Genomic DNA, 15202 nt, shown 5'->3' with positions numbered 1-15202 from the left:
CACTGTCCCATCATGGCCACGGAGCGTGACCCTCGTCACGTGAACAAGGAAACTCCACCCCCGTCCTCACGCGAGCGCTTCTACCGCCGGGAACGCCGCTCCGTTCCCGCCGCGCGGGCGTTCACGCGCGAGGCCCTGGCCGACTGGGGCGTGCGCGAGCGCGCGGACGACGTGCTGCTGTGCGTCAGCGAACTGGCGACCAACGCCCTGCTGCACGGCGTACCGCCCGGCCGCGGCTTCCTGCTGCGGCTGCTGCCCTACGCGGACGGAGTGCGCGTCGAGGTGCACGACAGCGGGGACGGCGTACCGGCCGTACCTCTGACGCCCGGGGTCTCGCAGGAGAGCGAGGGCGGGCGCGGGCTGCTGCTGGTGGCGGAACTGGCGGACAAGTGGGGCGTGGGGGAGCGGGCGCCGGGCAAGGTCGTGTGGTTCGAGTGCGCCCTGGACCGGGCCGCTGGAAGACTCCGGTGCGAGGGGAAGTGAAGGGTTCCCGCCCGCCTGTCGGCCGGCGCTCGGGTCGGCCGCCAGAGCTGCATGACACGGCATCACGGGCCCGAGCCCAGTAGGTCACTTGCCGCTTGTGGTGGCACATTGCAGCACCGTGCAGTCGGAATCCCACCACGGCAGGCCGTCTCGGACCTCGTTCAGCCTGCGCTCCGTATAGTCCGGCGGTGCGTCAGGGACACCATGGGCTTCGAGGAGATGGAAGTCCGCTCCTTGGCCAGTGACGGAAAGCTCACCGTCCGGGATGAGGCCAAGATTCATCCGCCATCCTTTTCGTGACGCCGATGGTGTGCTCGACATGATCGCGAAGGGCAGCAGGTCGCGTTCCAGTGGTTCTTCGTTCCACTGGAACGACGCGAGTCCCCGGACCACGAGCAGGGCTGCGTTGCCCGTGCGGTACTGGAGGGCGCTACGCATGTCGAGGAGCAGCCCGGCCCGGCCGGTGAGGGGGCATATCCGACAGTCGAGAAGGCCGACCTCCTGCAGCGCGTCGGGCTCCAGCAGGGGGTCCCAGCCGATGGGTGGCGCTGATGGGGCGTCTGTCGTGCCGGCGAAGAGATCTTCAATGGAGGCCATGGGATCGCAATGCGGTAGTGAGGATCGGACTCACTGATTGTTTCAGGACGATTCCGATCCGGGGCGGGGAAGGTCGGGCCGGCGGGCGGTCACCAAGACCCGCGGTCATGTGATGTCCCGGGGGTCCGGCGCCGAGCCGTGGTCCTCGCGCTGGACCCGGGTCGGTGCGGCCGGCAACTCCGGGTCGGAGTGCACCTCGGCAGTGGAATCACTTCGAAACCGGGCTTGGTGGCATCACCCGCAAGGAGGGCGTGAGCAAGGTCCGCCCCGACCGGTGGCGGCCACCACCTCCCGCGCAATGTCGATGACGAGCCGTCCGTCCGTCGCCACTCGCACGGTGTCTGCGGGGCCCGCTGGTCGAGGAGACGTGCCTTGCGGGCACTTCCCTCTTGTTCCTGCTCCAGCCCTGAGCCGATTTCTCGTCCCACCAGCCGCTCGCGGGCGGTGGTGTCCGAGGCGGCGAGCAGGATTCGTACGATCCGTACTCCGGCCCCCATGGCACGCTCGAACATGCCCGTGGCCTCCGGCACAGCAGCCAGGTTGCTCTCGGTGATCTCTGAGCGCCGGGGGTCTTTCTCGGGCGCCGGATGCACCTGCCCCGTGAAGTCACCGTCGATGATCGCGTGAGCGACCGCCTCGGAGCGCAGCAGCGCCGAGACCTCCCATCCCACCGTCGTCTTGCCGACACCGGCGCGTCCTCCGACGAGCAGAACCTCTGCGCGCTCCATGGGGGGCGGTGTGCCGACGGGCGACCCGCTCACGCGATCCGATTTCCGGTGCCGGTGAGGCGGGTCGTCAGGCGGGAGAGGAGGGTGACGCACTCGCGCAGGCGCCGTTGTTCGTCGGGGCTGAACGTGTCGCGGATGGCGGTGTCCACGGCGCGGGCACGTCGGTCGCGTTCGACCTGGAGGCGGGCGCGGCCGGTGTCGGTGATGTGCACCAGGAGCTTGCGGCCGTCGGTGGGGTGCGGCTCGGTGCGCGCCAGGCCGGCGCCGGTCAGGTCCTTCACGGACTTGGCCGCCGACTGGTGGGTGACGCCGCGCCGGTGGGCGAGGTCGGCCGTGGTGAGCGGGCCGCTCCGGTCGAGGAAACCGAGGACGGCCGCCTCCCCGGGCGACATGGTGTCCACGGTCCGTACGGCCCGGACCAGCTCCCCGATCGTCTGCCGCAGCTCCTCGGCCAGCGTGTCCTCGTCCATGTCACCAGCCTACGCAGACCGGAGCGGGTGGTTGTACAGATTGGTTGCGCAGATTAATTGCACAACTAAGTTGTACAGTTAGGTTTCACATGATCGGGTATCCCAGGAAGGCGTCACTCATGCAGCTCACCAAGTTCGGCCACGCCTGTGTCCGCGTCGAGCGGGACGGCCGTCGCCTGGTCGTCGATCCGGGCGGGCTGACCGATCCGCGGGCGCTGGACGGCGCCGACGCGGTGCTGGTCACCCACGAACACTTCGACCACTTCTCCGAGGAGAACCTGCGCCGGGCCGCCGAGCACAACCCGGGCCTGCGGATCTGGACCAACTCCGCCGTCGCCGCCCGGCTCGACGGCCTCGGCACCCGGGTCACCGCGGTCGGGGAGGGGGCGGCCTTCGAGGCGGCCGGCTTCGACGTCCAGGTCCACGGCACCTGGCACGCGGCCCTCCATCCCGACATCCCCCGCATCCCCAACGTCGGCTTCCTCGTCGACGGCACCCTCTTCCACCCCGGAGACGCCCTGACGGTCCCCGGCGCTCCCGTCGGCACCCTGCTGCTCCCGGTCCACGCCCCCTGGTCCACCGTCGGCCACCTGATCGACTACGTTCGTGAAGTCTCACCGCGCGACGCCTACGCCGTCCACGACGGTGCCCTCAACGACCTCGGCACCGCGATGGTCGGCGGGTTCCTCGGCGACCAGGGGCCCGGCACCGGCGCCCGGTACCACCGGCTGGCCCCGGGGGAGTCCGTCGACCTCGGCTGAGCGCCCCCTACGGCGCCGGGGCGGCCAGAGCCCGCGCCATTCCGGCGATCGCGCCCGGCCCCACCCGGCAGCAGCCACCGATCAGCCGGGCTCCGGCCGCCAGCCAGTCCCGTACTCGCTCGGCGGCGAACGACGAGTGCCCGGTCCAGGCCCCCGCCTCCGCGTCCCAGGCCTCCCCGCTGTTGGGGTACACGACGACCGGCTTGCCGGTGACACGGGCGGCCGTCTCGACCGCGCCCGCGGCGTCCTCGGGCGCGCAGCAGTTCACGCCGACCGCGACCACCTCGTCCGCGTCCGCCGCCAGGGCGAACGCCTCCTCCAGCGGCTGCCCGGCGCGCGTGCGGCCGCCCGCGACGCTGTACGACAGCCAGGCGGGCACGCCGAGTCCCCGCACCGCCCGCAGCAGCGCCGCCGCCTCGGCGGTGTCGGGGACCGTCTCCAGGGCGAGCACGTCGGGGCGGGCCGCGGCCAGCACCTCCAGGCGGGGGCGGTGGAAGCGTTCCAGCTCGGCGACGGTGAGCCCGTACCGGCCCCGGTACTCGGAGCCGTCCGCGAGCATCGCCCCGTACGGTCCGGCCGACGCCGCCACCCACAGCGGCCGGGCGGCGCCGGACCGGCGGGCGGCCTCGCGCGCCAGTTCCACGCTGAGCGCCATCAGCCCGGCGGCCCGCTCCCGGCCGATGCCGCGTGCCGCGAAGCCCTCGAAGGTCGCCTGGTAACTCGCCGTGATCGCCACGTCCGCGCCCGCCTCGAAGTAGGCGAGGTGCGCCCCGGTGACCGCCTCGGGCTCCTCGGCGAGCAGCCGGGCCGACCACAGGCCGTCGCTCAGGTCGTGGCCCGCCGACTCCAGCTGGTTGGACATGCCGCCGTCGAGCACGAGGGGCCGGCCGGAGCCGAGCGCGTGGGCGAAGTCGCTGGTCATGGCACGAGCGTAGTCAGTCCGGCGGGTGACCTCCCGGGCGTTTGTCCCCCGCGCGAGCTACGGCCAGGTGTCCACCGTGAGGTGACGATCTTCGGCCGCCGGATCCGTAGCGTCCTGTGCAGTCCGCGGCACACGGCCGCCGGCCCGAGGAAAGGGGATCCCGTGAGGTTTGTCTGGCAGTTCCTGGCCGTCATGGCGATGTACGCCATCACCGGCAACGCCGTCAATGCGGCGAAGGAGAACGACGGGCTCACACTGGTCCTCGGCTTCGTGGCGGCCGCGCTGGCGTTGCTGGTGTACGCATGGGTGGTCCGGCGGACCGAGCACCGGCCGGCCCGGGACGTGGCCCGGGAAGGCGCGGTGTCCAAAACCGGCTGGGGCCTTCTGATCGGCGTCGGGATGTTCAGCGCCGTCATCACGAACCTCTTCACCTCCGGGTACTACGAGATCCACGGCCTCGGCTCGGTGCCGGGCGCACTGGGGCTGGCCGGTTTCATGGTCGGCGCCGCCGTGACGGAGGAAGTGGTGTACCGAGGTGTCCTGTTCCGCATCGTCGAGGAGCACATCGGCACCTACCTCGCGCTGGCCCTGACCGGCCTCGTGTTCGGCCTCTCCCACCTGCTCAACGAGCACGCCACCCTGTGGGGCGCGATCGCCATCTCCATCGAGGCCGGCTTCATGCTCGCCGCCGCGTACGCCGCCACCCGCAGCCTCTGGCTGACGATCGGCGTGCACTTCGGCTGGAACTTCGCCGCGGCCGGCATCTTCAGCACGGAGGTCTCCGGCAACGGCTCCAACCAGGGGCTGCTGGACACCACGACATCGGGCCCGAAGCTGCTCACCGGCGGCGAGTTCGGCCCGGAGGGCAGCGTGTACTCGGTGGGCTTCGGTGCGCTGCTGACGCTCGTGTTCCTGGTGCTGGCCCACCGGCGCGGCAACATCGTGCGGTTCGGCGCCCGGCGTGCGGCGAAGGCCAACTCCGCAGCTACACTGCCCCGGTGATCGTTCGTCGACGGTTCCTGGATTCGTGGCACCGCCTCGATGTCACGGTCCGGGACCTGCCGCTCGGGGTGCTGCTCCTCGTCGCGTCGCTCATGCCCGCCTTCCACGGCAGCGGCACGGAGATCGGCGGCCTGCCGGCCAGGCCCGCCGACGCGACGGCGGGCCTGGCGGCCGTCCTGCAGTGCCTGCCGCTGGCCGTGCGCCGCCGGTGGCCGCTTCTCTGCCTCGCCCTGGTGTCGGGCGGTTTCGTCCTCGACCAGTTGCGCGGCTACCACCTCGTCGCGGGCACCGCGCTGCCCATCGCCCTGCTGAGCGCGGGGTCCTGGCTGGAGCGGTACCGGCGCACCACGATGATCGCGGCCTCCGTGGCGTTCGTGGCCCTGGCGGTCGCGCTCCACCGGCTCGGACCGGGCGAACCGGTGGTCGAGTTCGTGACGTTCTACCTGGCGCTGGCCCTCGTGTGGGGCATCGGCGCGTGGACGCGCTCCGCCCGGGCCGCGGAGGCCGAACGGCGCCGCCGCGTCGCCGAGGACGCCCGCAACGCCGAACGCACCCGGATCGCCCGCGAGCTCCACGACGTCGTGACCCACCATGTGACGGCGATGGTCGTGCAGTCCGAGGCGGCCCGGTACCTGACCGCCGCCCCCGACCGCCTCGACCAGACCCTGTCCGCCGTCAGCGACACCGGCCGGCGCGCCATCACCGATCTGCGGCACCTGCTGGACCTGCTCAACCCCGACCACGGCACCGGCCACGGCGGCGGGGACCGGACGCCGCCCGTGGGCAGGGTGCTCACGCTCGTCGAGCAGACGCGGCTGGCCGGGCAGCCGGTGGAGTTCACCGAGGAGGGCACGCCGCCCACCTCGACCGGCAGCGCCGACCTCGTGGCCTACCGGGTCGTGCAGGAGGCTCTGACGAACGCGCTCAAGTACGACCACGGCGGCCGGACCTCGGTCCTGGTGCGCCACGGTGAGAGGGAGATCACCGTGGAGGTCGGCACGGACGGTTCCGGAACGCGGGACGCGTCCCCCGGCGGCAGCGGGCGCGGCCTGGAGGGCCTGCGCGAACGGGTCGACGTGCTGGGCGGCGACTTCAGCGCGGGCCGCCGCACGGACGGCGGTTTCCTGGTCCGGGCGCGGATACCCGCGGGGAGCCCGGCGTGAGCGCACCGATCCGGGTCCTGGTCTGCGACGACCAGGTGCTGATCCGCACCGGGCTGGCGACGATCATCGACGCGCAGCCCGACCTGGAGGTGGCGGGCGAGTGCGGGGACGGTCGGACCGCGGTCGAACTGTCCGGCCGGCTGCGCCCGGACGTCGTGGTGATGGACGTCCGCATGCCCGTGCTCGACGGCATCGAGGCCACCCGCCTGCTGGCCGGCGTAGGGGTGGAGCACCCCGTGAAGGTGCTCGTGGTGACGACGTTCAACCTGGACGAGTACGTCTACGAGGCGCTGCGGGCGGGAGCGAGCGGGTTCCTGCTCAAGGACGCGCCGCCGGACCGGCTGCTGCACGGCATCCGGACCGTGGCCATGGGCGCGGCGCTGCTGGACCCCGAGGTGACGCGCCGGCTCGTGGGCCGGTACGCCGCTCGGATCCGGCCCGCCGCGGGCCGCGCCGAGGACATCCCGCTGACACCCCGTGAACTGGAGGTCCTGCGCCTCATCGCGGACGGCCTGTCCAACAGCGAGATCGCCGCGGCCCTCGTGATCAGCCACGAGACCGTCAAGACCTTCGTGTCCCGCATCCTCACCAAGCTCGGCCTGCGCGACCGCGTCCAGGCCGTCGTCTACGCCTACCGGCACGGCCTGGTCACCTGAGGCCCCCCGCGGGCCTTTCGGCGCCGGGCCCGGCGCTCTTTTCCCGTCGCGCCCGCGCCCGCGCCCGCGTCTGCGGACTCGGCCGGAAGTCGGACGGCCCCGGACTCCGGCCCCCGGACTTCGACCCCCGGTCGCCGGCACCGTGGAGGCGGATGCCCGGGCGGGGAGCCGGGCCGCGAGGCTCAGCCCTGCAGACGGCGGCGCATCTGCGACAGACGGCGGTCGTACCGGACGTGGTACCAGAGCATCCACGTCATGGAGACGACCGCGGCCGCCAGCATCCAGCCGCCCGCGGCCACCGCCCCGGAGGCGAACCACAGGGCCGCGGTGCCGAAGAAGATCACGGCGAGGAGGGGGAGCGCCCACCAGCGGTGGCGCCGCAGGCGTTGCTGACGGGAGTCGACCAGTGCCGCCATCGCCCGCCGCCGTCCGGGCTCCTCGGGCGGCGGCGCCCCCTTGAGGATCCGGCGCTCCATGGCGGGTATGTCGTCCGGGTCGGTGCCGGTGGTCCGCGCGTCGTGCCGCCGCCGACGGCGTACCAGCCACACGGCGTAGACGCTCGTCAGCGCGGCGCCCACGAGAGCCGGCAGCCACCCCGAGAACCCGTCGAAGGCCATGCGGGTCACGAGACCGACGACCAGGACCATCAGGCCCATCACCCATAAGCTGTCCTGCCACCGCCGCGCGGGGCGGCCGTCGCGTCGTTCACTGCTCGCCATGTCCACCGTCCTGCCGGTCGAAGAAGCGGATGACGTCGGGTGACCGTCCGGATACCCGCCCGAGGGGCCGGGACACTTCGGTGAGGACCGAAGCAACTCGCCCCTAACGTCGGGGACATGAGCGAAACGAACACCGCCACCGCTGCCCTCACGCCCGCCGGCGCCGTCACCGGCATGGTCGACCACGTCCTCGCCCTGGCCGCCACCTGGACCGCCTGGGACGGGCGACCCGCTCACGTCGACGGCCGGGCCTACACCCCGCACAAGGCCGTCCGGCGCGTCGCCGACCACCTGATCGACCATCTCGCGGAACTGGAGGCGCGGCTGGCGGGGAAGCGGCCGCAGCCCGACCACTGGCACGCCTCCGCGATCACGACGGACGCGGACCGCGCGCCGTTCACACGGGAGGACCTGGAGGAGGCCCGCAGCCGCCTCACCCGGCTCGCCCGGATCTGGGCCGACCGCCTCGACGCGCTCACCGACGAACAGCTCGACCACTCGCCGGGCGAGGGCTGGACCTTCCGCGAACTCGCCCTGCACGTCGCGGAGTCCGCGTACTACGCCGACGCCGTGGGAGACCTGTCGTGACCGCCTTCGCCGACCTGCACCGCGCGGGGGAGCCCCTGCTGCTGCCGTGCGCCTGGGACCACGCCTCCGCGCTCCTCCTCGCGGAGCAGGGCTTCACGGCCGTCGGCACGACCAGCCTGGGTGTCGCGGCGGCGGCCGGGCTGCCCGACGGGGCGTCGGCGACCCGCGACGAGACGCTCCGGCTGGCCCTCGCCCTGGGCTCGCAGCCGTTCCTCCTCTCCGTCGACGCGGAGGGCGGCTTCAGCGACGATCCCGACGACGTCGCGGAGTTCGCCCGGCAGTTGGCGGCCGTCGGCGTCGTCGGCATCAACCTGGAGGACGGCCTCGGCCCCGTCGACCGGCACGCCGCGAAGATCGCCGCGGTGAGAGCGGCGGCCCCCGGCCTCTTCGTCAACGCCCGCACCGACACGTACTGGCTCGGCGACGGCGAGGGAACGGCACGACGCCTCGACGCCTACCAGGAGGCGGGCGCCCACGGCGTCTTCGTGCCCGGCCTGAGCGACCCGGGCACGATCGCCGCCCTGGTCCGGCACCTCGACGTCCCCCTCAACGTCCTCTGCACACCGGCGGGCCCCGCCCTGCCCCACCTCACCGACCTCGGCGTACGCCGGGTGAGCCTCGGCTCCCTGCTGTACCGGCGCGCGCTGGGCGCCGCGCTGGAGGCCGCGGCCGGCATCCGGTCCGGGCGTGTCCCCGACGGGCTGGTGCCGTCCTACGACGACGTGCGAAAGCTGGGTGGTTGACCCCATGGAACATCGCTCTGTGTGAAGCTGCCCCCATGGATTACCCGCGTGATGACGTCAGGGCCAGGCTGCAGGCCGACCGCCCGCATTCCGCCCGTGTCTGGAACTACCTGCTGGGCGGCAAGGACAACTACCCCGTCGACAGCCAGGTCGGCGAGGCCATCCTGACGACCTTCCCCGAGTTCGCGGCCGTCGCACGGCTGCAACGGAAGTTCCTGGCGCGCGCCGTGCGCTTTTTGGCCGGGGAGGCCGGCATCCGCCAGTTCCTCGACATCGGCACCGGTCTGCCCACCGCGGACAACACGCACGAACTGGCCCAGCGCATCGCGCCGGAGAGCCGCATCGTCTACGTCGACAACGACCCCCTCGTCCTGACGCACGCCGAGGCGCTTCTGACCAGCAGCGACGAGGGGGCCTGCGCCTACATCGACGCCGATGTGCGCGACCCGGACCGGATCCTCGCCGAGGCCGCCAAGACCCTGGATCTCGACCGGCCGGTCGCCCTGACCATGCTGGGCGTCATGGGGCAGATCGCCGACGAGGACCGGCCGGCCGAACTGGTCGCCCGGCTGGTGTCGGCACTGCCGCCGGGCAGTTACCTCGCCCTGAGCGACGGCACGGACAGCAACGACGCCCTCAACGCGGCCGTCGAGGCCTACAACGGACAGTCGGCCGACACCTACCACCTCCGGTCCCCGCAGGAGATCGCCGGCTGGTTCGCCGGGCTCGAACTCGTCGACCCCGGTGTGGTGGCGACCGCCGCCTGGCGCCCGGACGGCACCGCGTCCCCGGAGCCCACGGCCGAGGTCGCCGTCTGCGGGGTCGCGCGCAAGCCCTGAGCGGGCGGCGCGAGGCGGACGGCGTAGAGCTGACGGCGCGGGGCGGCCGGCGCGGGGCCGCGGTCAGCCGTCGGCCGGCCAGTGCTCCAGCGCCACGTGCAGCGCCTCCACGGCCCTGTCCCACGACGCCTGGACGTCCCGCGGGGCACCGAAGGCTCCGGCGGCCTCCAGGGCGCAGTAGCCGTGGAAGGTGCTGCGCAACAGGCGTACGGCATCGGTGAGTCCGGGCTCGCCGAGGCCGTACGCGCGCAGCATCCCGTAGGTGATCTCCGAGGTGCGGCGCAGCGCGGGGGAGTCCGCGACGAGGGACGGGTCGACGCGGATCTGGGTCGCGGCGTACCGGCCGGGATGGCGCAGCGCGTACGCCCGGTAGGCATCGGCGAAGGCGGCCAGCGCCTCCTTGCCGGCCCGTCCGGCGACCGCCGCCTCGATCTCCCCGATCAGCTCGCCGCCCGCCAGCAGCGCCATCCGCACGCGCAGGTCCTGCAGGCCGCGGACGTGCGTGTACAGGCTCGCGTCCTTCACCCCGAGGCGCCGGGCCAGCGCGGAGACGGTGACGCTCTCGAACCCCGTCTCGTCGGCGAGGTCCGCGGCGGCCGCGACGACGCGCTCGGTCGTCAGCCCGGCTCGGGGCATGGGTCCACCTCTCCGGCGGGTGCGCTCGTCTTCCCGGAATGTCCAGCGCGCATCCTAGGACAGACACGGGCCCACGCCCCCGGCCCGGTCCGGCCCACGCTCCCGTCCGGCCTGTGCCCCCGTCCGGCCGGTCCGGTCCGCCCGGTCCGATGCGCAGCGCCGGACCGCCTGCGAGGGCGCGGAGGCTGTGGCACATTGGCCGCCACGGACCCGTCGACGATGAGCCCCGAGCAGATCAACGAGCTCAACCGCCAGGTCGCCGAGCGGTTCCGCGCGCAGCGGGGCAGCGGGATGATCGGTGAGACGATGCACGCCGACCGGTTGCTCCTGCTCACCCACGCCGGGGCCCGCACCGGCACGCGACGCACCACCCCGATGGGTTTCTGGCGGCTCGACGGCGACCGGATGGTGGTCGTCGCGTCCAACCTGGGGGGCGCCGCGGCACCCGGACTGGTTCCACAACGTCGTGGCCCACCCCGACGTCACCGTCGAACTCGGCCCGGCCACCTGCCCGGCCGTCGCCACCGTCCTGGACGCGCCCGAACGCGCCCGGCTGTGGCCGCTGCTGCTGGAACAAGCACCGTTCTTCGCCCAGCACCAGGAGCGGGCCGGCCGCGTCATCCCGCTGGTGGAACCTCCGCCGCACAGCCGGCTGATCGCCCGCCTCAGCCGCCCAGCACCCCGCGCACGAACGCGTTGGTGAACGTGCCCTGCGGATCGAGGGACTTCACCAGCGCCCCGAAGTCGTCGAGCCGCGGGTACCGGGCACGCAGCACCGCCGCCGGAGTGGTGAACACCTTCCCCCAGTGCGGCCGCGCGTCGAAGGCGTCCAGCGCCTCCTCCAGCCGCCGCACCACCGGCAGCACCGCCGCGGTGTCCTCGACCCAGGTGAAGTGCACCGCCACCGTGTCCCGCCCGTAGGAGGGGCTCAGCCACTGCTCGTCGGCGGCGACCGTGCGCACCTCGCAGGTCTGCAGCACCGGCGCGACGGTCTCCCGTATCGCCTCCAGCGCGCGCAGGGCGTCCACGGCGTGCTCGCGCGGCATCAGGTACTCCGACTGGAGCTCGGCGCCGCTGCTGGGCACGAACTCGGCACGGAAGTGCGGCAGCCGCTCGTGCCAGGGCCCCGGCACCCCGAACTGCTCGGTGCAGTTGACCGCCGGCATGCCCGGCACCGGGTGCATCTTCTCGGCGGCCGGGGCCGCGTACGGGAAGTCGGGCAGCGGCCGGTCGGTGCGCCGCTTGAGCCACACCTGCCGGAAGCCGGGCTCCCGCCAGTCGGTGAACAGGCTCACGCTGTGGGCCGCCGACATCACCGTCTCGAACGTCGCCCGGTCCAGCCCGGCCGACGGCAGCTCGGTGAACACGTGCTGCTCGACCTCGTACGCCGGCTCCAGGCCGAGGGTGAGGGCGGTCACGACGCCGAGCGCGCCGAGCGAGGTGACCGCGCCGCCGAATCGTTCCTCCCCGCGGGAGACGGTCACCGTCGAGCCGTCCGCCGTGACCAGCTCCACCTCGCGCACCACCGACGCCAGCGAGCCGTTGCCCACCCCCGAGCCGTGCGTGCCGGTCGCCACCGACCCGGCGACGGAGATGTGCGGCAGCGACGCCATGTTCGGCAGCGCCAGCCCCCGCGCGTGCACCAGCCGGGCCAGCTCCGCGTACCGGACGCCGCCGCCCACCCGCACCGTACGGGCCGCCGTGTCCACGTCCACCTCGGCCGGCAGCGAGGCCAGCGACAGCAGAACGCCCTCCGGGCCCGGCTCGGCGATCTCGTTGAAGGAGTGCCCGCTGCCCAGCACCCGCACCCGGGCGCTGCGCGCCACCGCGGCCCGCAGTTCCCCGGCCGAGCGCGGCCTCAGCACCTCCCCGGCCGTGTAGGTGATGTTGCCGGCCCAGTTGGTCACGGCGGTCCCGGTCATAGCGCGCCCTCCCGAAGCTCCATGAGGACCGGAGGTCCTCCCCGCCGGAAACCTACCTGGCGCGCCGGGAGGGGCCCCGGGCGCCCGGGCGCCCGGGCGGGGGCATACCGTGAGAAGTCGAACGCCTGAGCCGGGAGGAGACAACGGGATGGACAGCCGTACCGCGCTGGTCGAGGATCTGATGGAGCGGTTCCCGCACGTGCCGCGCGAGGCCGTCTTCAAGGAGGACCTGCTGCGGGGCGGCGTCGCCTTCGACCCCTCCGCGCTCAGTGACAACGAGGACGGCGAGGTCAAGCCGAAGTCGTACTTCATCTTCTCCTTCGACCACGGCACCCTGCCCGAACTGGGCGAGGCCGCGCTGCGCCGCCCGCCCGAGGAGATCATCCTCACCGGCGGCCCCTACGACCTGCGCCGCACCGTCGTCTCGGTGCGCGTGAACCCGTCCTCCCCCTACCGCGTCGCCGCGAACGAGGACGGCGTGCTCGGCCTCTACCTCGACGGCAAGCGCATCGCCGACGTCGGCGTGCCGCCCATGCCCGAGTACTACCGGCACAAGCTCTCCAACGGGAAGTCGGTCATGGAGGTGGCCCCGACCATCCAGTGGGGCTACCTGATCTACCTGACCGCGTTCCGCGTCTGCCAGTACTTCGGCGCCAAGGAGGAGTGCCAGTACTGCGACATCAACCACAACTGGCGCCAGCACAAGGCGGCCGGGCGGCCGTACACGGGCGTGAAGGACGTCGACGAGGTCCTTGAGGCGCTGGAGATCATCAACAAGTACGACACCGCCAGGATCTCCACCGCGTACACGCTCACCGGCGGCGCGATCACCTCGAAGGTCCAGGGTCTGGACGAGGCCGACTTCTACGGGCGGTACGCCAAGGCCATCGAGGAGCACTTCCCCGGCCGGTGGATCGGCAAGGTCGTCGCCCAGGCCCTGCCCAAGCCGGACGTCCAGCGCTTCAAGGACTACGGCGTGCAGATCTACCACCCCAACTTCGAGGTGTGGGACGAGTACCTGTTCAAGATGTACTGCCCCGGCAAGGAGCGCTACGTCGGCCGCGACGAGTGGCACAAGCGCATCCTCGACTCCGCCGACGTCTTCGGCGCGCGCAACGTCATCCCGAACTTCGTCGCGGGCGTCGAGATGGCCGAGCCCTTCGGCTTCAAGACGGTCGACGAGGCCATCGCGTCCACCACCGAGGGCCTGCGCTTCTTCATGTCGCACGGCATCACGCCCCGCTTCACCACCTGGTGCCCCGAGCCCACCACCCCGCTCGGCAAGGCCAACCCGCAGGGCGCGCCGCTGGAGTACCACATCCGGCTGCTCCAGGCGTACCGCCAGACCATGGAGGACTTCGGCCTGTCCTCGCCCCCCGGCTACGGCCCGCCCGGAGCCGGCAACGCGGTCTTCTCCGTCAGCTCCTTCATGGACAGCCTGCCGGCGGACGAACCCGTCGAGGCGTGACCCGACGCGTCACGAGGTGAGACGTTCCGGCCCGGTCCCCGCGCGCATCCGGCGGGGCCGGGCCGCGGCCGTGCCGGTTCGGTGCCGCGGCCGTGCCGGAAAAACCCGTTGACGGGCCACGGTACCGACCGGCTACTGTGACGGCACGTCGCGCGGAGACCGCCGCGGGACGGAGGAAGCAGACGTGAGGAGGTGTCGACCGATGGCTGTCGTTGCGCTGGGCGCTGCCCGCATCCCGGAAACCATCACGTCCACCTCCGTGGCCGCCGGCTGACACCTCTTCCTCGCACGCGTCCGTGAACGCGTGCCGCCGGGGCCGCCCTTGTGAAGGGTCACCCTTGTCTTCCAGCTCCGTCTTCACCGCTCACTCCGCCCTCGCCCCCTACGGCTGGGACGAGGACTGGGCCGACGCGTTCACCCCCTACGACGCCGAAGGACTGCTGCCCGGCCGGGTCGTCCGGGTCGACCGCGGCCAGTGCGACGTCGTCACCGCCGACGGCGTCCTGCGCGCCGACACCGCGTTCGTCACCCCGCACGACCCGCTGCGCGTCGTCTGCACCGGCGACTGGGTCGCCGTCGAACCGGACGGCAACCCGCGCTACGTGCGCACGTACCTGCCGCGCCGCACCGCCTTCGTGCGCTCCACCTCCTCCAAGCGGTCCGAGGGGCAGATCCTCGCGGCCAACGTCGACCACGCCGTCGTCGCCGTGTCGCTGGCCGCCGAACTCGACCTCGCCCGGATCGAACGGTTCCTCGCGCTCGCCTGGGAGTCCGGCGCGCAGCCCGTGGTCGTGCTCACCAAGGCCGACCTGGTCCCCGACCCGGTGACCCTGGCGCACCTCGTCCAGGACGTGGAGACCACCGCGCCCGGGGTGCCGGTGCTGTCCGTCAGCGCCGCGCGCGGCGAGGGACTCGACGTCCTCGCCGCCGTCGTCTCCGGCGGCACGGCGGTGCTGCTCGGCCAGTCCGGCGCGGGCAAGTCCACCCTCGCCAACGCACTGCTCGGCGAGGACGTCATGGACGTCCAGGCCATCCGCGACGTCGACGGCAAGGGCCGCCACACCACCACCACCCGCAACCTCCTCGCCCTGCCCGGCGGGGGAGTGCTGATCGACACCCCCGGACTGCGGGGCGTCGGGCTCTTCGACGCCGGCAACGGGGTCGGCCAGGTCTTCGCCGAGATCGAGGAGCTGGCGCGGCGGTGCCGGTTCCACGACTGCGCCCACGAGAGCGAGCCGGGCTGCGCCGTCCTCGCCGCCGTCGACGACGGTGAGCTGCCCGAGCGGCGCCTGGAGAGCTACCGCAAGCTGCTGCGGGAGAACCAGCGCATCGTCGCCAAGACCGACGCCCGGCTGCGGTCCGAGATCCGCAAGGAGTGGAAGCGCCGGGGTGCCGTCGGGAAGGCGGCGATGGAGGCCAAGCGGGGCCGGGTGCGGTAACCGTCATCCCACCCCAGGGCGATGTCCGATTTCCGCCAGCCCGGTCCGCCGGGCAGGCGGAGACTG

General features: G+C 72.8%; 16 protein-coding genes and 3 pseudogenes. 12 read left to right on the top strand and 7 right to left on the bottom strand.

Annotated elements, in window-relative coordinates:
- Window positions 1-39 precede the first annotated feature (39 nt).
- Window positions 40-483: an ATP-binding protein gene (locus ACIRFH_RS22700; RefSeq protein ID WP_403523642.1), complete on the top strand. Its 444-nt coding sequence runs from the start codon at window positions 40-42 to the stop codon at window positions 481-483.
- Window positions 484-567: 84 nt separating this feature from the next.
- Here the strand turns inward: ACIRFH_RS22700 and ACIRFH_RS22695 are convergent, their stop codons facing one another.
- The 3 genes and pseudogenes from ACIRFH_RS22695 to ACIRFH_RS22685 all read right to left on the bottom strand — a co-directional run bounded on the left by ACIRFH_RS22695 (window position 568) and on the right by ACIRFH_RS22685 (window position 2278).
- Window positions 568-1080, bottom strand: coding sequence for a hypothetical protein (locus ACIRFH_RS22695; protein ID WP_403523638.1), 513 nt, complete (start codon window positions 1078-1080; stop codon window positions 568-570).
- A 234-nt stretch (window positions 1081-1314) separates the two neighbouring features.
- Window positions 1315-1808, bottom strand: a pseudogene (locus tag ACIRFH_RS22690) (hypothetical protein).
- 29 nt (window positions 1809-1837) lie between these two features.
- Entirely contained in the window at window positions 1838-2278 is a 441-nt protein-coding gene (locus tag ACIRFH_RS22685) for a MarR family winged helix-turn-helix transcriptional regulator (protein WP_403523636.1), read from the bottom strand.
- 119 nt (window positions 2279-2397) lie between these two features.
- Between ACIRFH_RS22685 and ACIRFH_RS22680 the strand changes: the two genes are divergently transcribed.
- A complete protein-coding gene (locus tag ACIRFH_RS22680; protein ID WP_403523633.1) occupies window positions 2398-3039 on the top strand; it encodes an MBL fold metallo-hydrolase in 642 nt (213 codons plus the stop codon).
- A 7-nt stretch (window positions 3040-3046) separates the two neighbouring features.
- Here the strand turns inward: ACIRFH_RS22680 and mmuM are convergent, their stop codons facing one another.
- Entirely contained in the window at window positions 3047-3961 is a 915-nt protein-coding gene (gene mmuM, locus ACIRFH_RS22675; RefSeq protein WP_403523631.1) for a homocysteine S-methyltransferase, read from the bottom strand.
- A gap of 162 nt (window positions 3962-4123) precedes the next feature.
- Here mmuM and ACIRFH_RS22670 point away from each other — a divergent pair, with 162 nt between their 5' ends.
- Genes ACIRFH_RS22670 through ACIRFH_RS22660 form a run of 3 tightly spaced genes read left to right on the top strand, consistent with a single transcriptional unit; the run spans window position 4124 to window position 6782 of the window.
- Window positions 4124-4963: a lysostaphin resistance A-like protein gene (locus ACIRFH_RS22670; RefSeq protein WP_403523628.1), complete on the top strand. Its 840-nt coding sequence runs from the start codon at window positions 4124-4126 to the stop codon at window positions 4961-4963.
- The gene (locus ACIRFH_RS22665; RefSeq protein ID WP_403523625.1) at window positions 4960-6126 is read left to right on the top strand and encodes a sensor histidine kinase; all 1167 of its coding nucleotides are present in this window, start codon (window positions 4960-4962) and stop codon (window positions 6124-6126) included. Before ACIRFH_RS22670 ends, ACIRFH_RS22665 begins: the two co-directional genes overlap by 4 nt.
- A complete protein-coding gene (locus ACIRFH_RS22660) occupies window positions 6123-6782 on the top strand; it encodes a response regulator (protein ID WP_403523622.1) in 660 nt (219 codons plus the stop codon). The genes ACIRFH_RS22665 and ACIRFH_RS22660 overlap by 4 nt, the downstream gene beginning before the upstream one ends.
- Before the next feature lie 182 nt (window positions 6783-6964).
- Here ACIRFH_RS22660 and ACIRFH_RS22655 read toward each other — a convergent pair whose 3' ends face one another.
- Complete coding sequence (locus ACIRFH_RS22655; protein ID WP_403523619.1) at window positions 6965-7501, bottom strand: hypothetical protein; 537 nt, start codon at window positions 7499-7501, stop codon at window positions 6965-6967.
- A 117-nt stretch (window positions 7502-7618) separates the two neighbouring features.
- Between ACIRFH_RS22655 and ACIRFH_RS22650 the strand changes: the two genes are divergently transcribed.
- Genes ACIRFH_RS22650 through ACIRFH_RS22640 form a run of 3 tightly spaced genes read left to right on the top strand, consistent with a single transcriptional unit; the run spans window position 7619 to window position 9671 of the window.
- On the top strand, window positions 7619-8089 hold the full coding sequence (locus ACIRFH_RS22650; RefSeq protein WP_403523617.1) for a hypothetical protein: 471 nt from the start codon (window positions 7619-7621) through the stop codon (window positions 8087-8089).
- Window positions 8086-8832: an isocitrate lyase/phosphoenolpyruvate mutase family protein gene (locus ACIRFH_RS22645; protein WP_403523614.1), complete on the top strand. Its 747-nt coding sequence runs from the start codon at window positions 8086-8088 to the stop codon at window positions 8830-8832. Before ACIRFH_RS22650 ends, ACIRFH_RS22645 begins: the two co-directional genes overlap by 4 nt.
- Window positions 8833-8867: 35 nt before the next feature.
- Complete coding sequence (locus ACIRFH_RS22640) at window positions 8868-9671, top strand: SAM-dependent methyltransferase (protein WP_403523612.1); 804 nt, start codon at window positions 8868-8870, stop codon at window positions 9669-9671.
- 63 nt (window positions 9672-9734) lie between these two features.
- Here ACIRFH_RS22640 and ACIRFH_RS22635 read toward each other — a convergent pair whose 3' ends face one another.
- Window positions 9735-10307, bottom strand: coding sequence for a TetR/AcrR family transcriptional regulator (locus ACIRFH_RS22635; protein ID WP_403523609.1), 573 nt, complete (start codon window positions 10305-10307; stop codon window positions 9735-9737).
- 219 nt (window positions 10308-10526) lie between these two features.
- Between ACIRFH_RS22635 and ACIRFH_RS22630 the strand changes: the two are divergent.
- Window positions 10527-10745 (top strand): annotated as a pseudogene (locus ACIRFH_RS22630) (nitroreductase/quinone reductase family protein); the annotation flags it as partial.
- A 1-nt stretch (window position 10746) separates the two neighbouring features.
- Window positions 10747-11010, top strand: a pseudogene (locus ACIRFH_RS22625) (nitroreductase/quinone reductase family protein); the annotation flags it as partial.
- Here the strand turns inward: ACIRFH_RS22625 and ACIRFH_RS22620 are convergent.
- Window positions 10973-12229, bottom strand: coding sequence for a D-arabinono-1,4-lactone oxidase (locus ACIRFH_RS22620; RefSeq protein WP_403523607.1), 1257 nt, complete (start codon window positions 12227-12229; stop codon window positions 10973-10975). The pseudogene ACIRFH_RS22625 and the gene ACIRFH_RS22620 sit on opposite strands and share 38 nt — an antisense overlap.
- A gap of 148 nt (window positions 12230-12377) precedes the next feature.
- Here ACIRFH_RS22620 and ACIRFH_RS22615 point away from each other — a divergent pair, with 148 nt between their 5' ends.
- Window positions 12378-13697 carry a radical SAM protein gene (locus ACIRFH_RS22615; protein ID WP_403523604.1) on the top strand — a complete coding sequence of 440 codons (1320 nt, stop codon included), beginning with the start codon at window positions 12378-12380 and terminating at the stop codon, window positions 13695-13697.
- Between the two features lie 338 nt (window positions 13698-14035).
- Window positions 14036-15136 carry a ribosome small subunit-dependent GTPase A gene (rsgA, locus tag ACIRFH_RS22610; RefSeq protein WP_403523601.1) on the top strand — a complete coding sequence of 367 codons (1101 nt, stop codon included), beginning with the start codon at window positions 14036-14038 and terminating at the stop codon, window positions 15134-15136.
- Window positions 15137-15202 lie beyond the last annotated feature (66 nt).

Origin of the sequence: Streptomyces sp. NPDC093586, from assembly GCF_044764905.1 — a bacterium.
Lineage (GTDB): Bacteria > Actinomycetota > Actinomycetes > Streptomycetales > Streptomycetaceae > Streptomyces.
Note: the sequence above shows the minus strand (reverse complement) of the source record. Positions and strands in the feature narration are given on the sequence as shown.

What these genes read in the sequence shown, in the direction of transcription:
- ACIRFH_RS22685 (WP_403523636.1), bottom strand. Translation starts at nt 2,278, where the DNA reads ATGGACGAGGACACGCTGGCCGAGGAGCTGCGGCAGACGATCGGGGAG.
- ACIRFH_RS22655 (WP_403523619.1), bottom strand. Translation starts at nt 7,501, where the DNA reads ATGGCGAGCAGTGAACGACGCGACGGCCGCCCCGCGCGGCGGTGGCAG.
- ACIRFH_RS22695 (WP_403523638.1), bottom strand. Translation starts at nt 1,080, where the DNA reads ATGGCCTCCATTGAAGATCTCTTCGCCGGCACGACAGACGCCCCATCA.
- ACIRFH_RS22615 (WP_403523604.1), top strand. Translation starts at nt 12,378, where the DNA reads ATGGACAGCCGTACCGCGCTGGTCGAGGATCTGATGGAGCGGTTCCCG.
- ACIRFH_RS22640 (WP_403523612.1), top strand. Translation starts at nt 8,868, where the DNA reads ATGGATTACCCGCGTGATGACGTCAGGGCCAGGCTGCAGGCCGACCGC.
- ACIRFH_RS22635 (WP_403523609.1), bottom strand. Translation starts at nt 10,307, where the DNA reads ATGCCCCGAGCCGGGCTGACGACCGAGCGCGTCGTCGCGGCCGCCGCG.
- mmuM (WP_403523631.1), bottom strand. Translation starts at nt 3,961, where the DNA reads ATGACCAGCGACTTCGCCCACGCGCTCGGCTCCGGCCGGCCCCTCGTG.
- ACIRFH_RS22680 (WP_403523633.1), top strand. Translation starts at nt 2,398, where the DNA reads ATGCAGCTCACCAAGTTCGGCCACGCCTGTGTCCGCGTCGAGCGGGAC.
- ACIRFH_RS22650 (WP_403523617.1), top strand. Translation starts at nt 7,619, where the DNA reads ATGAGCGAAACGAACACCGCCACCGCTGCCCTCACGCCCGCCGGCGCC.
- ACIRFH_RS22620 (WP_403523607.1), bottom strand. Translation starts at nt 12,229, where the DNA reads ATGACCGGGACCGCCGTGACCAACTGGGCCGGCAACATCACCTACACG.